This is a genomic window from Mycobacterium sp. ZZG (assembly GCF_054786995.1).
This window is the reverse complement of sequence record NZ_JBTBFV010000013.1, coordinates 55,002-68,523: the sequence shown is the minus strand read 5'-3', so window position 1 is coordinate 68,523 and position 13,522 is coordinate 55,002. Positions and strand designations below refer to the sequence as shown.

At 68.0% G+C, this 13,522-nt stretch carries 10 protein-coding genes and 1 pseudogene; 4 read left to right on the top strand and 7 right to left on the bottom strand.

Annotated features, from left to right (window positions below; all coding sequences use genetic code 11):
* Together ACXMYJ_RS10450 and ACXMYJ_RS10445 are read right to left on the bottom strand one after the other, a co-directional pair.
* On the bottom strand, window positions 1–1,824 hold the full coding sequence (locus tag ACXMYJ_RS10450; RefSeq protein ID WP_460355932.1) for a sulfatase-like hydrolase/transferase: 1,824 nt from the start codon (window positions 1,822–1,824) through the stop codon (window positions 1–3).
* The gene (locus ACXMYJ_RS10445; protein ID WP_460355930.1) at window positions 1,821–2,267 is read right to left on the bottom strand and encodes an SRPBCC family protein; all 447 of its coding nucleotides are present in this window, start codon (window positions 2,265–2,267) and stop codon (window positions 1,821–1,823) included. Before ACXMYJ_RS10445 ends, ACXMYJ_RS10450 begins: the two co-directional genes overlap by 4 nt.
* A 104-nt stretch (window positions 2,268–2,371) precedes the next feature.
* Here ACXMYJ_RS10445 and ACXMYJ_RS10440 point away from each other — a divergent pair, with 104 nt between their 5' ends.
* On the top strand, window positions 2,372–3,628 hold the full coding sequence (locus ACXMYJ_RS10440; RefSeq protein ID WP_260754581.1) for a saccharopine dehydrogenase family protein: 1,257 nt from the start codon (window positions 2,372–2,374) through the stop codon (window positions 3,626–3,628).
* A 3-nt stretch (window positions 3,629–3,631) separates the two neighbouring features.
* Here the strand turns inward: ACXMYJ_RS10440 and ACXMYJ_RS10435 are convergent, their stop codons facing one another.
* From ACXMYJ_RS10435 to ACXMYJ_RS10420, 4 genes are read right to left on the bottom strand one after another with little or no spacing between them, the layout of a single operon-like run.
* Window positions 3,632–5,677 carry an FAD-dependent oxidoreductase gene (locus tag ACXMYJ_RS10435; protein WP_460355927.1) on the bottom strand — a complete coding sequence of 682 codons (2,046 nt, stop codon included), beginning with the start codon at window positions 5,675–5,677 and terminating at the stop codon, window positions 3,632–3,634.
* Window positions 5,674–8,862, bottom strand: a complete 3,189-nt coding sequence (locus ACXMYJ_RS10430; protein WP_460355925.1) for an ATP-binding protein — start codon at window positions 8,860–8,862, stop codon at window positions 5,674–5,676. Before ACXMYJ_RS10430 ends, ACXMYJ_RS10435 begins: the two co-directional genes overlap by 4 nt.
* Window positions 8,859–9,398: a hypothetical protein gene (locus tag ACXMYJ_RS10425; RefSeq protein WP_260754577.1), complete on the bottom strand. Its 540-nt coding sequence runs from the start codon at window positions 9,396–9,398 to the stop codon at window positions 8,859–8,861. The genes ACXMYJ_RS10430 and ACXMYJ_RS10425 overlap by 4 nt, the downstream gene beginning before the upstream one ends.
* The gene (locus tag ACXMYJ_RS10420; RefSeq protein ID WP_460355922.1) at window positions 9,395–10,798 is read right to left on the bottom strand and encodes a hypothetical protein; all 1,404 of its coding nucleotides are present in this window, start codon (window positions 10,796–10,798) and stop codon (window positions 9,395–9,397) included. The genes ACXMYJ_RS10425 and ACXMYJ_RS10420 overlap by 4 nt, the downstream gene beginning before the upstream one ends.
* An 82-nt stretch (window positions 10,799–10,880) precedes the next feature.
* Here ACXMYJ_RS10420 and ACXMYJ_RS10415 point away from each other — a divergent pair, with 82 nt between their 5' ends.
* The gene (locus ACXMYJ_RS10415) at window positions 10,881–11,570 is read left to right on the top strand and encodes a hypothetical protein (RefSeq protein WP_443188500.1); all 690 of its coding nucleotides are present in this window, start codon (window positions 10,881–10,883) and stop codon (window positions 11,568–11,570) included.
* On the top strand, window positions 11,567–12,619 hold the full coding sequence (locus tag ACXMYJ_RS10410) for a polyprenyl synthetase family protein (RefSeq protein ID WP_460355920.1): 1,053 nt from the start codon (window positions 11,567–11,569) through the stop codon (window positions 12,617–12,619). Before ACXMYJ_RS10415 ends, ACXMYJ_RS10410 begins: the two co-directional genes overlap by 4 nt.
* 10 nt (window positions 12,620–12,629) lie before the next feature.
* Here the strand turns inward: ACXMYJ_RS10410 and ACXMYJ_RS10405 are convergent, their stop codons facing one another.
* On the bottom strand, window positions 12,630–13,193 hold the full coding sequence (locus ACXMYJ_RS10405) for a TetR/AcrR family transcriptional regulator (protein ID WP_260754572.1): 564 nt from the start codon (window positions 13,191–13,193) through the stop codon (window positions 12,630–12,632).
* Between the two features lie 100 nt (window positions 13,194–13,293).
* On the opposite strand from ACXMYJ_RS10405, the pseudogene ACXMYJ_RS10400 reads away from it, so the two are divergent.
* Window positions 13,294–13,425 (top strand): annotated as a pseudogene (locus ACXMYJ_RS10400) (NAD-dependent epimerase/dehydratase family protein); the annotation flags it as partial.
* Window positions 13,426–13,522: the final 97 nt, after the last annotated feature.

Below are 13,522 nucleotides of genomic sequence, written 5' to 3'. Positions count from 1 at the left end.
TCACCGGCGCAGCCGTCGCAACGCGCGCGCCGGTGTCCACGGGGCCCGTTGCGGCGGCTGTCGCCGGACGTAGGGCCAGGGCTCATTGCGCTCCGGAATCGATTCGGCGCGAATCTGTTTCAGTCGCGCGCGCAGGTGGGCGCGCAGCTCGTGCAATTCGGGATCGGTCCACCGGTTGTGTTCCTCGACCGGGTCGTCGGTGAGGTTGTAGAGCTCCCATTGGTCGTCGAGCGGGTCGGTTCGATAGGCGGGTCCGCCCATGCCGTTGGCGGCGAGATGACGAACCCCCGGCTCGGTCCACGTGCCCGGGTCGTCGAACGACCGCACCAGTTTCCACAGATGCCCGCGCTCGGGCGCGGGCGCCTGTTCCTCGACCCTCACCACCAGCCCTTCGAAATTGGCGGCCGTATGGGCTGGGATCCGGATACGCAGCGGCGCAGGGACATTCGAGGTCAGCTTCAAGGCGCGGGCCAGCCCCGAGGCGCCGGTGTCGCCCTCCAGCATGTTGTCGCGCGTCATCAGATACACCGCGCGGTGGTCGTCGGGCCGGTCACCGTCGACGACGGGCATGAGGTCGCGGCCGGGCAGGGGATGAACCTCGGAGAACGACTCCGTCAGGAGGGCGGCGGCCGCCTCCACGTCGACGCCGGCCGCCGAGAGCACGGTCGGAACGAGATCGACGTGCGACGTCGGCGCTGTGATGCTCCGCGCGATGGTGGCGCGGCTGCCGACCCGGGCGATGACGAACGGAACCCGGGTCGCCTCGTCGTAGAGGTTGAACCACTTCTGGTGCAGCCCACCGTGCGCGCCCAGCAGATCACCGTGATCGGCGGTACGAATCAGCACGGTGTCGTCGGGTCCGGCTCCGGTCCCGCCCTCGGTGACGGCGCGGCGCACCCGGTCGATCGGGGTGTCCACTTCGGCGTGCAACCGGTAGTAGAGGTCCCGGTAGCGCTGGGCGTTGCGTCGGTAGGTCCGCTCGATGGACCGTGCCGGACCGTAGCCGGAGTAGTACGCCTCGCGGAACGCGATCTGGGCGGCGGGCTTGCCGGACAGATCCTCGTCCGCGGTGGGCGCGGCCGGCACCGGGGGAGGGTCCAGCGGCGATGCGGGCAGCGGGTTGCGGCGTGCCCAGGCCGGAAAGAGGACGATGTCATGCGGATTGACGAAGCTGGCCACCACGAGAAACGGTCGCAGAGCGGCGGGGTCACCCGCGCGGCGTCGCGCGTAGCGGTCTTCGAGCCAGGCCACCACCCGGTCGGCGATCAACGGATCACGGCGGATGCCCGCGTTGGACAGCTTGGCACCATGCGGTTCCGGGCCCACCCAGCCCGAAAACCCGTACGCGTCCAGCGGATCGGCATCCAGGTAGCGGCGCACCGCGGCCTGGTCGACCGCCCCGTCGTCGTCGTTGGTGGCCAGCGACTTGCCGGTCTGCGGGTCGGTGAGGTCGGCGTGCGAGATGTGCCACTTGCCGTCATAGTGGGTGTCATAACCAGCGGCACGCAGCCAGTGCCCGAGGGTGGGCACTTCACCGGGGCGTAGCCATCTGAGCCGCGAATCATCATGGGCCTTCCCGATGCCGTCGGTCTGCGTCACGCCGTGCAGATCGGGATACTGGCCGGTGAAGATGGTAGGCCGGGACGGCACGCAGGCCAGTGAGCCCGTGTAGTGGCGCGTGAAGCTGACCCCGTTGTCGTGAAACCATTTTCGGCCGCTCAACGTCCGGTCACGCCACATACGGAGGTCGTCGGGCTCGTACGGCGGGACCGCACGCTCTTCGTCGGTCATGATGACGACGATGTCGGGCCGTTCGGAGGTCATGCCGTTCCTTCCACGGTCTTCGCCAGCGAGTCGAGCAGCCTGCTCGAGTTCCGTGCCATCAACCCCGCGAAAGCGCGTTCGGCGACGGGACGCCACAGGGGATGCGACGACCGGATCGTGCTCGTCAGGGTCACCGTAGTCGCGTCCCCGGGCCCGCGCGCCACGTTCCAGCGGTTGGTCACCGAGAAACCCTTCGGCACACCGGCGACCCGGTAGGCGAGGACATGTGGGGCGTCGAATTCCACGATCGTCTCGACGAAGGTCTGGCGGCCGCGCTGAACTCGGCGGGCCAGCCCGACAGGTCCCGAACCCTCGTCGCCGTTGAGCAGGCAGCAATGGTCGACGTCGTCGGCCCATGTGGCCAGCGCGCCGAAATCGGCGAGCAACCCCCACACCTCCTCGGGGGCGGAGGGAACGCAACGACGGCGGCTGATGTCGGCCATGGGCCCATCCAAGTCGGTCGCGCCCTCGGATGGGCGAAGACGCACCGGAACTCGGCGTCACGAGTCCCCGGCGGCGGCAGCACCGCTGCGGTAGCGTCGCCACCATGCGGGCCGGCCGCGACCTCGACATCGTGCTCTTCGGGGCCACCGGGTCCGTCGGCACGCTGACGGCCCGATACCTCGCCGCCGCCTGGCCGGACGCGCGCATCGGTCTGGCGGGCCGGTCGGAGCAGCGGTTGGGCGCGTTGCGGGAAGCGCTGGGGGCGCCGGCCGCGGACTGGCCCCTGCTGCGCACCGACCTGACCGATCCGGCACGGCTCGCCCAGATCGTGGTCAGGTCGGGGCTGGTCGTCAGCACGGTCGGCCCGTACGGTCGTCTCGGTCTGCCGCTGGTTCAAGCGTGCGCCTCGACAGGCACCGACTACGTCGACGTGGCCGGCGAGATCCCGTTCGTCCGCACCAGCATCGACCGCTGTCACCGGGCGGCGGCGGGCACCGGCGCCCGGATCGTGCATTCGTGCGGCTTCGACTCGGTCCCGTCGGACTTGACCGTCTACGCGCTGCACCGTCAGCTGACCGCCGACGGCGGCGGCGAGCTGGGCGACACCACGTGCGTATTGAGGTCGGCGAACTACGCCGCCGGATTCTCGCGGGGGAGCGTGGAAACCATGCTGTCCCTGATGCGCGCGGGCTCCGGTGACCCTGACATGCGGCAACTCCTCGACGATCCGTACAGCCTGAGCCCCAACCGTTCTGCCGAGCCTGATCTGGGCCCGCAGCCCGATCTGTCGTTGCAGCGGGGGGAGGAGCTCGCGCCCGAACTGGCGGGACTGTGGACCAGCGGATATCTGATGGCGCTCTACAACACCCGGTGCGTGCGCCGCAGCAATGCCTTGCTGAACTGGAGGTACGGGCGGCGGTTCCGCTACCGCGAGGCCGCCAGCATGGGCTGCTCGGCGGCGGCGCCGGTGATGGCGCTGATGACCAATGCGACCATCAGCGCCGCGGCCACACTCGGCGGCCCGTACTTGCAGATGATCCCTCCCGGCGTTCTGGAAGCCATGACCTCACGGACGACGGTCGGTTCGCGTGACGACACGGGCACCGGCCACTACCGAGTCGAGACGTACGCCGTCACCAGCGACGGCAGGCGGTATGTGGCCCGGATGGGCCAGCGCGCCGATCCCGGATATGCCTCCACTGCAGTGCTGTTGGGAGAGGGCGCGCTCGCACTCGCCTTCGAGCGGGACCGGCTGCCGGACCGCGCCGGGGTGCTGACGCCGGCCTCGGCGATGGGCGAGGTGCTGGCTGCGCGGCTGCGCGCGGCCGGGGTGACGTTCGACGTCGCGCGGCTGGACTGAGCGTCAGGGCATGAAGAACCCGCGGATACGGTGCCGCTGGCCGCGGCCGAGAAGCGCGTTGGCGGCTTGCAGGCCCGAGATGACCGCCGCTTCGATGCATCCGGCGTTCAGACCGGTATCGGTCCAGTCGCCGGCGAGGACGAGGTTGTCGTAGCCGCTCTCGTCGGAACGGAGCCGATATCTGTCGGAACCGGGGACAGACAGCACATATCGATCCGACGGGTCGATGTTGACGCTGACGTGCTGGGTCTGCAGAGCCTCGATGCCGCACAGCCCGTCATTGCCGGCAAGCAGATGCCAGGCGAAGCCGTCGGCGGTGGCCGCGCCCGGAAGGTACAACCCGACATGGCTGTCCAGATAACCGACGGCGCCGTCGAGGGTCTGCCGCCGGCACTGGGCGACGTAATCTGCCGGTTCAACAGTGTTGGGCCACACAGTGTTCAACGCACCGCAGAAGTAGGCCACGGTTCCGGGGCGGTCGTGGTCGGGCCACTGTTCGGCCCACAGCGTCTGCGGCATCGACGCCCAGGTGTCGAATGGCGCGACGTAGCCGCTGGTGGTGACACCGGGAAGGTCCCACCCGAGAGCCGCCTCCTCGGGCCGCAGCCACAGCTGGAATGCCTGCGTGGCGACGGTGCGCACATGCGTGGTCATGTCACGCCACTGCGGGTTGTCCGCGACGAGCTCGGCCGCCACGAGTTCGACCATTCCGAGTGAGACGGCAAGCACGACCGAGTCGAACTCGACACCCCGGCGCAGCACCCGGACTTCGACATCGGCTCGCTCGCAGAAGTGGGACTCGGCATCGTCGACGCGCGCACCGCCGTCGAGCTGTCGCGCCAGCGGACGGGCCGGGAACACCGGCAGGCCACCGACCCTGGTGAGCGGTTCGTATTCGGTGACACCCCCGGCCAACCGGGCCTGCCGCCCCACCGTCACCGCCTCGACGGCCTGCCGCGATCCGTCCAGGTGAAGGGAGTCGACGCGGTGGAAAAACTCGAACCGCACTCCGCGCCGCCGCAGCACCTGGTACATGGGGGCGATGACGATGTCGCCCATACCGGCGGTCATCTTCCAGAAGAACGCCCCCTTGTACTGGAACAGCGCGATGCCGGTCAGCAGGACGGCGACACCGGCGGCCAGTGCGGGCCGTCCGACGTCGCCGTCCTCGTAGCCGAAGACGATGTCGTACAGTCCGCGCACGAGGGGGAAATCGACGACACCCGGGTGTGCGCCGTGCCGGGTGATCCACGTGCAGAAATCCTCGTCGTTGATGGTGCGGAATCCCTTCGGGTCGGTTACGAGACCGTCGGCGATGATGCCGTGCACCACGGCGGTCTCCATCGAGACCAGCAGTAACAGCCGACGGGTCTCGAGAGGCTGGTCGTGGTCGAGAGCGTCGGCGATCACGTCCTGGGCGCGAAGCAGGATGTCGGCGGGCACGGTCAGCGGTGCCGGCGTCTTGATCAGACCCGTCAGGACCACGGTCGCCACGCTGCGGATCGCCTCGAGTTGTCGTGTCAGCTCTCCGGTGGGTGACGACGCATCGGCCGACGTGGTGAGCGAGTCGACGAAGGCGACGACGAGCGCCATGGCGCGCAGCGCGAAGTCGACAGCAGTGAACTCGGTGCCGGTCGAGTCCGGTTCGCCCGGTAGTTCGCTGTCGGCGGCGAGCCGGCCGGGCCACACCAGCCAGCGCTCGCCCGACCGCTCGGCGATACCCAACGAGTGCGCCGGCACCAAGGCATCGTCCCAGGACTGGATCGGCGAGTTTGGATCCGTTGTGGCGCGGTCGAGTTCGGCGTAGCACTCCCGTAGTACCGCAAAGGCGTTCTCATAGCATCCCAGCCACACGTGCAGGCCGTGCTCTTCGATACGGCCGTGCACACCGCGGCTCGATGCCGCCTTTCCGCCGAGCCGCCACCCCCGCTGATACACCGTGATGGACTCGAAACGGTCCCGCCACCCGGGTTCGCTGAGCCGCCATGCTGCGGTCAGACCCGCCATGCCGCCGCCGAGGACGGCGACCCGTTGCCGCTTCCGGGTCACCGTAGCAGCGTTCGGGCACGCGAGACCTCCGGCAGTGCCGAATCTTCCGGCAGCCGCTGGAGCGCATCGCGCAGCGCATGCCGGGCGGCATCGCCCGTGAGGACGAAATCGTCGATGGCAGAGCGTAGTCCGAGAAGATGGGACCCTTGTCTACGGGCCAGCTCAAGCGAGGAGCGCAGCTGTTCATGCCGTGCCTGCTGGTCGGGGAATGTCTGCGCGCGAAGCCGCAGCAGTTCGGCGTCGTAGAACTGAATCCAGGTGTCCTGCCCCATCTTCAGCGAGACATCGAGGCATTCACGGGCCTCGTCCAGATCACCGACAGCGATCAGCAGCCGGGCGAGCACGGCATCGGACATTGCGAGGAATGTCATCACCTCGAAGGCCCGCCACGTCCGGACGACCGTCCGCATTGTCTCGATGTGAGGTTCCAGGACGGCGCGATCGGTCCGGCCGTCGGCGAGCGCGGCCATCGCGAGTCCGGAACTCTGTTGGCTCCATCCGACCATCACCCATTCGTCGAAGTCGTATTGCTTTGCCAGGGAGACGAGTCCGGAGGCGAGGTCGGCGCAGACAGCGGGCTGGCCGGACTCAGATCGCACCAGCGCCTCGATGGATCGTCCGTAGCACAAACTGAAGGCGCCCTTCGGGAATCCGACCGCCAAGCTGCGCGCTTCCATGAGTTTCAAAGCGTCCTCGGCGCCGTCCAGATCGCCCTGGACGAACCGCACGAAGGCGAGGAACGAGTACATGCCACCGATCGGATCGTTCGGGCCATAGTAGGTGAACGAGGACTGCGCCGACGAGTCCAGGACAGAGGCCGCCGCCTTCTCCAGCATGTTCCGCGCACCGTGGAAATCGCCACGGAAACCGGCCAAGATTCCCATGGTGGTGGCCATCCCCGGTGCGGCTTTCGGTGACTTGTCCACCTTGGCCTGCAGCGTCTCGGCGACTTGGGTGCTACGGCGCAGGTCCCCCCGGGCCGTGTAGTAGATCCACAACGCATTCAACGTGGCGTAGAGCTCAGGTGACGGATCCGGACCGATGAGCTCCAGACAACGCTCGAACTCGGCGACCGCCTCCGGGCTGGAATGACCCTGTGCCGCGGACGCGAGATGGCCTGACTCCAACCGAAGTTCGATCTCACGGTGATCCCGGGCCGGGCCAGGTTTGTCCATGGCGACATCGGCCAATGCCTTGGCCAGATGGGCCCGCGCCTCGGTCAGCGCGCCGCGCCGGCGGGCGTCGGTCGACGCGTGCTCGTACGCGGTGGCCGCCTCACCGTATCGTGCCGCCGACTCGTAATGCTGGGCGAGCAAGGACCATTCGGGGTCGGCGCGATCGGCGCCGGCGACGAGGGCGTCGGCGATGCGGCTGTGCAGTCGGCGGCGCACGGTCGGGGGAGACACCTCGACCGCCACCTCGCGCAGCAGTTCGTGACGAAAGCGCCAGCTCTCCTTGTCGACAGGTTCGACCACCCTGGCTTGTGCCAGGCCGGTCAGAGTCGCCTCGATCGCGTCGAGGTCGAGCCCCAGCACCCGGGATAACAGCCCCCGATCGAACCTGCTGCCGATCAGCGCGGCAGCGCCCACGAAGCGCAATGCGTCGGGATCGGTGTGCAGGCGGGCGAAGAGGGCTTCATAGAGTGTGTCGGGAACCGCAGTCGCCCGGATGTCGCCCCTGGGCTGATCCTTCAGACGCGCGACGACCTCTTCGATGTAGAGCGGGATGCCGTCGCAGCGCGCGCGGACCGCCCGGCGCGCGTCGCCGGACAGTTCGGGGTGCAGCTTGCCGACCAGTTCGTCGGCCTCGGCCTCGTCGAGCGGTTGCACCGAGAACTCGGTGACGCGGTCACCGAGTGGTGGCAGGGTGCGGCCGGTGATGACCACCATCAGCTTTCCGGTCTCGATGCCGAGCAACGTCTTCAGGACGGCAACGGTGTCGGGGTCGAACCAGTGCACGTCGTCGGCAAGGACGAGGGCCGGGCCGGAATCGATGCAGGCGCGCAGATAATCCTGGACTGCACCGGCGATGCGCGCCGACAACTTCGCACCCTCGGATTGGACGGCCTGGTACCCGCTCTCGGCCCGGATGCCCAACACGGGTGCCAGCAGCGGGACGACCGTCTCGGAGCTCAACGACCGCTGCAGCACCTCGTTCTCCAAGGCGCGCAGCCGTTGGGCGGGGTTGCTTTCGCGCTGGATCCCGCAGCGGCGCTCCAGAAGTCGCCGCACCGGTCGCAGACCGACATCGGCGTGGAACGGGGATCCGAACAACCCGAGCACCACCGCGCCGTCCCGCGCAGCCATCTCGACCGCGGCGTAGGCCAGTCGCGTCTTGCCCACACCCCCCTCACCCTGGAACGCGACCCCGGGCGTGCCGAGCGTGTGGTGTCGGGCCAGCTGCCAACACGACCGCAAATGCTCCAGTTCGGGCTCGCGGCCGACGAGCGGCCCTGTGGTGCTGACGAGCACGTCGCGTTCCCCGGTGACGCGGAACGTCGTGATGGGCTCGGGCACGCCCTTCACGGCCTGCGCCGCGCGCACATCCGTGTGGAAGGTGTCACGGACGACGAGTTCGATCGACTCGGACACCGCGACCGAGCCGGGATCGGCCACGCTGCACACCCGCGCGGCGAAATTCGCCCCCAGACCGTAGATGTCGTCCTGGACGGTGTCGAGGTACACCAGCCCGCGGTGGATGCCCACCCGCACGCTGATGCCGAATCCGAACCGGCGCCGCACCCGCTCGCTGAGTTCGGCTATCGCACGGACAATGTCCAGGCCGGCGTACACCGCGCGATGCGCGTCGTTCTCGTGGGCCTTCGGATGCCCGAAGAGTGCGAGCAGACCATCGCCCTTGACGGACGCGATGTGGCCTTCGTAGTGGTCGACGAGGCGGACGACCTCCTCGCGGTAGCGCCCGATCACCGTGCGGTACACCTCGGGTTCGACGCGGGTGGACAACGCCGTCGAGTCGACCAGGTCGGCGAACATGATGGTCAGCCTGCGCATCTCACCCTGCTCATCCGGTGCGGTGAGCAGATCCTCGGCCTGCTGGTTATCCCCGTCCACGGCCAGAACCTGGTCGGCGAGTGCGTCGGCGGTCCGCCGGTCGCCACGGTTGATCGCCTGTACCGCCCTGGTCAACAGATCGTCGATCGGGGTGTGGACGTCGTCGTCGCTCACAGCCCGACGGTGACCGACACCTCGTCGGGCACCAAATCCTGGGGCGACAGGTTCGTCGCGCCGGCCGAACTGCTCAGCCGCACGGTGCCCGCGTAGTTCGAGCCGATGAACCTGTGGTCGACGAGGACGATCCGGAACTTGTCGATCCCTGCGGGCAGGAACGGCGGGTCGAAGGCCACGGCGGGGGGCTGGACCGTGACCTTGGGCAGGCCGACCCGGACCAGCGGTCCGACGAATTCCAGGGTGCGCGGGAATGTCCTTGGTGCGACGGTGATCTCCTCAGAGGGCAGCGGTGGGCCCAGCGTCGAGGGCACCGGAAGGCAGGCGCCGCCTTTGATGAGGGTCTCCAGAAATGCCACATATGCCTTGACCCACGCGTCGATCAGACCGTGTACCAGACCGATCCGGCCGTCGATGCCCAGCCCTTCGGCCGAGTCGCTCTGTTCGGCGGCGGTGTTCCAGAGCCGGCTGGTGTCCTCGATGAGCTTCTGCGTCGTCGCCCTGTTTGCGTCGATGGGATTGGTCGGGCCGGTCATTTCGCGCCTCCCTTCGGCTTCGACAGGGCCAGCATGATCCGCCACGGCTCGCTGGCGATGCGCGCGCCGACCTCGGCGCTGTACTGCGCCAGGTCCGCCAGGGTGAGCTGACCCGACATCCATTTGTCGGTCACGTCGAGATGTCTGGTGGTCATGTCCTCGACGCACTGGACGGCCATCGTGATGACGGTCGATGCCGCCGAGTTGTCCGGGGGTTGCGCAGGCGAGGACTGCGCTGCGTTGTCGGGGATGTCGGGGGCGTCGAGCCACGGCCAGCGGTACTCGCCCTTTTCCGGCGGACGCTTCGCCGACCCGAAAAGCATTTCCATTGTGGCGTAAGCATATCCGAGTATGCAGACGAACCGCCCCTGGGTGAAGGCGCGCATACCCTCGATACGCACCACCTTGCGGGTGCGCACCGCCACCGGCGGCACGTCGGGGTTGCCCTGGGGGGCCCACATGTTGATGTAGCCGCGGTCGATCGTGATGCGGCCGTCGCTGTCCGGATCCGGAAGCGGATCGTTGAGGTCGTAGTCCAGACGCGCGCTGTGGCTGCCGGGCAGATCCACCGTGGTCTTGAAGAACTTCAGCATGGTGTGAAGCTGGATGCCGATCGGCGGCGGGAACGCACAGATCCCCACTGTCTCCAGCACCCGCCGCCAACCGTCGGGACGCAGATTCCGGTACTCCATGTGGCAGAAGAAGGCGGGGTAGTTCTCGTCCCAATTCCGCGGATCGGCAACGCCTTTGACCTGATTGAGGGATACCTCCTGGGAGGTGAAATCCGTGTCGACGACGATCGCGTCCCGCCCGCCGATCGACACCACCGACGGCCGGCAGAGCGGCACCGCGGCGGCGTCGGCGGAGAGCACCCCCAGCGCGACGAGCTGCTGCGCGACGTCGTCCCAATCCTGCCATCCGGTGAACTGCTGGTCGAAAAGACCGATGATTGTTTGCAGTTCGTCCCCTTCGTGCTGGAGCGTCTGAGGGTCGGCCGGACGTTGCGAGCCGGATGGTTCGGGGGACGTCGGACCGAGCAACGAGATCAGAGCACTCCTGGCCGGCCCGGTGGTGGGGTCGTCGAACGGCAGCACGACACCGTCGGGGACGTTGCTGGTCAGGTGAATCACCGCGCCCAGGGCATAGATCAATCGCGCCTGCTCCGGCACGGTCGGTGTGGAGTCCGTCTCCTGCAGTGCCAGGATCGCGTTGGTGGGATCGGCGTCGACCTGCGGGGCGCCGGGGAGCATGAACGCGAGCAGTTCCCGGTACCATTCCGGGGTCGACGAGCTGCCGGGGAGGAATCGGTCGGCAATCTCGGCGACGCGCGGGTCGCCGGTCCGGACGGTCGCGGTGTCCAGAGATCCTTGTAATTCGAGTATCGCGCGCAGTACCGACATGCCCCCTCCTGCTGTCGTATGCGCAGCTAGCATACCGTCATAGAGGCGTTGGCGCGCGTTAAATTCGAGGGAGGCGAAGCGCATGGACGCAGGGGGCGGAGGCAGATCCAGCAACGAACTCCCGTGGGCAGCGGTATTTGATTCCGCAGCAAACCTACGGGCGCTCAGCGCAATTCAGGCCGACGGCTTCCGCGCTGCGAGCGAACTCGTCGACCGGTTCGTCAGGATGGCCTCGGCCGGCATCGGTGCCTACGGTCAACCGGCCCAACCGGTGACCCCGTCGGGCGGTCACGATCAGACGGACCTGTTCGGGGCCACCGGACTGGAGCCGTTCGTGGCATCGTGGTGGGCCATGGTCGACCAGTTCCTCAAACTGCCTGTACAGCAGCGCGAGCAACCGTCCGCCCCGGCCGAACCCACGCTCGATCTGGCGACGGCGACGGCGTCGGGATGCGTGCAGCTGACAGCGGCACCGACCGGTGTAGCAACCGCAGAGCTGTGGTTGCGTAACAGCGGTTCCGTTGATTTGGGAAAGATCAGGCTGCGATGCGGAGGGCTGCTGGCGGACCACGGTGGGACCATCGGTTCCGAGGTGGCGGGGTTCGAGCCCGAGATCGTACCGATGCCGGGGCGCAGCAGTCGGGGGATCACCGTGCAATTCGAGCTGCCACGGCACACCGCTGCGGGCACCTACCGCGGCATGATTCTGGTCGACGGGCACCCCGGCGTGTGGCTGCCGCTGGTTCTGGTGCTCGGGCAGGGTGCGTCGTGACTGGCACCGTCGATCGGAACGAATTGGTCGGTGAGGTCGACGATCACCTGCGTAGCGTGGCCAAGACCGTCCGCCGGGGGATGCTCGATGCGATTCCCGACGGAGAGCCGGTGGAGTGGCTGTATGCGCCGATGCGCGAGTATCCGTCGCGCCCCGGCAAGGCGCTTCGGCCGGCGCTGTGTCTGGCGGCGAGTCGCGCGTTCGGGGCCGGACCGGATGCCGTGCTGGACATCGCGATCGCGATCGAATTGCTGCACAATGCGTTCCTGGTGCACGACGACATCGCCGACGGCAGTCAGATGCGCCGTGGCAGACCGACGCTGGCCGCGGCGCACGGCATCGCCGCGGCGCTCAATGCCGGCGACGGTCTCGCGGTGGTGGCGAGCCAGGTGCTCCGAAGGGCGACAAGGCAACTCGACGACGACCTGGCCGATCTGGTGTGGCACGAGTTCGACACCATGGCGATGCGCACGCTGGAGGGGCAGGCCATCGAAGTCGGTTGGCAGCTCGATCGGGTCGAGGATCTCGGTCCGGCCGACTACCTAGACCTGATCATGCGGAAAACATGTTGGTACACCACGATTCACCCGCTACGCGTCGGAGCTCTGGTTGGCTCGGGGGGAACCGCGGACCTGGCTCCGTTGGTGGGCTTCGGGTTTCACTTCGGTGCGGCGTTTCAGATTCGTGACGACCTGCTCAACCTCGTCGGCGACGAACGAACGTACGGCAAGGAGATCCTGGGCGACCTGTACGAGGGCAAACGGACCCTGCCGCTGATGCACCTGGTGTCGGCGGCCACCGGCACCGACCGAGAAGTGCTGGCCGACTATCTGCGCCGCGGGCGGACGCAGCGCACCCAGGAGATGGTGACCGAGGTGCGTCGACTGATGGACGACTACGGCAGCATCGAGTACACCCGCGAGTACGCCGAGGGCATCCTGCTCGTCGCGGAGGACTACTTCGAGCACGCGTTCACGGCGGCGGTGCCGGGACCCGACATGGAGTTCCTGCGCTCGCTGGTCCCGTATGTGTGGGCGCGGTGGCGCTGAGCCCTCAACGTCAGCTGCCGAGTACGGTGCGGGTGATCGACTCGGCGCGTCCCGGCGAGAACGCGCGGCCTTCGCCGAGGATCGCGTAGACGATGCCGCCGACGATCGCGTCGGTGGCATCCTGGGCCGCAGCGCTCGTGAAACCGGCCTCCGTCAATCGGTTTCGCACGGTGTCGTGCAGCGGGCGACTGAATCCGGCGTGCAGGCGTGTCGCGGTGTCGGGGTTCTCCATCCCGGCGGCGGTCAGGATGCGCAGCATCGCGTGGCCGCGTTGAGTGGTCAACGCCGTCGCGAGCGCGGTCGACCACGCGCAGACGTCGGCGGTCACGTCGTCGGTGCGGCCGATGGGGCGCAGGATCCGGTCGGCGTCTTCGAGGATGACGTCGGCGACCAGGGCGTGCCTGCTCGACCACCAACGGTAGATCGTCTGCTTGCCGACACCCGCCCGGGTGGCCACCGCCTCGATGCTGAGCTTGTCGAAACCCCGTTCCATCAGCAGCTTGCGGGTGGCGGTCATGATGGCCACCCGGGACTTCTCGCTGCGCCGCCGGGGCGCCGCGGTCTCGGTGGCCATCAGGAGCGTCCGTCCGGCTTTACACACTGTGGCATCGCCCGTAGTGTGCCACAAGACGATACGTTGCGTCTCGTTTAAGGAGATGTGGAGGAGCCGGACGATGGCGGGAACCAAGCTGGTGATCGGCGCCAGCGGATTCCTCGGCTCCCATGTCGTCAAGCAACTGGTGGCCGACGGCGAGCCCGCCGTGCAGGTGATGATCCGCACCACCAGTTCCACCCGCGGGATCGACGGCCATCCGGTGCGCACGCCGCTGAACATCCGGTTGTTGCACATCATGTCCCCGATGGACCATTTCAAGGCGGTCCGGGAGCTCGGCGGGCAGCCGC

Excerpts from the sequence above, each read along its gene's own strand:
- ACXMYJ_RS10450 (WP_460355932.1), bottom strand. The coding sequence starts at position 1,824 with ATGACCTCCGAACGGCCCGACATCGTCGTCATCATGACCGACGAAGAG.
- ACXMYJ_RS10445 (WP_460355930.1), bottom strand. The coding sequence starts at position 2,267 with ATGGCCGACATCAGCCGCCGTCGTTGCGTTCCCTCCGCCCCCGAGGAG.
- ACXMYJ_RS10440 (WP_260754581.1), top strand. The coding sequence starts at position 2,372 with ATGCGGGCCGGCCGCGACCTCGACATCGTGCTCTTCGGGGCCACCGGG.
- ACXMYJ_RS10425 (WP_260754577.1), bottom strand. The coding sequence starts at position 9,398 with ATGACCGGCCCGACCAATCCCATCGACGCAAACAGGGCGACGACGCAG.
- ACXMYJ_RS10420 (WP_460355922.1), bottom strand. The coding sequence starts at position 10,798 with ATGTCGGTACTGCGCGCGATACTCGAATTACAAGGATCTCTGGACACC.
- ACXMYJ_RS10415 (WP_443188500.1), top strand. The coding sequence starts at position 10,881 with ATGGACGCAGGGGGCGGAGGCAGATCCAGCAACGAACTCCCGTGGGCA.
- ACXMYJ_RS10405 (WP_260754572.1), bottom strand. The coding sequence starts at position 13,193 with ATGGCCACCGAGACCGCGGCGCCCCGGCGGCGCAGCGAGAAGTCCCGG.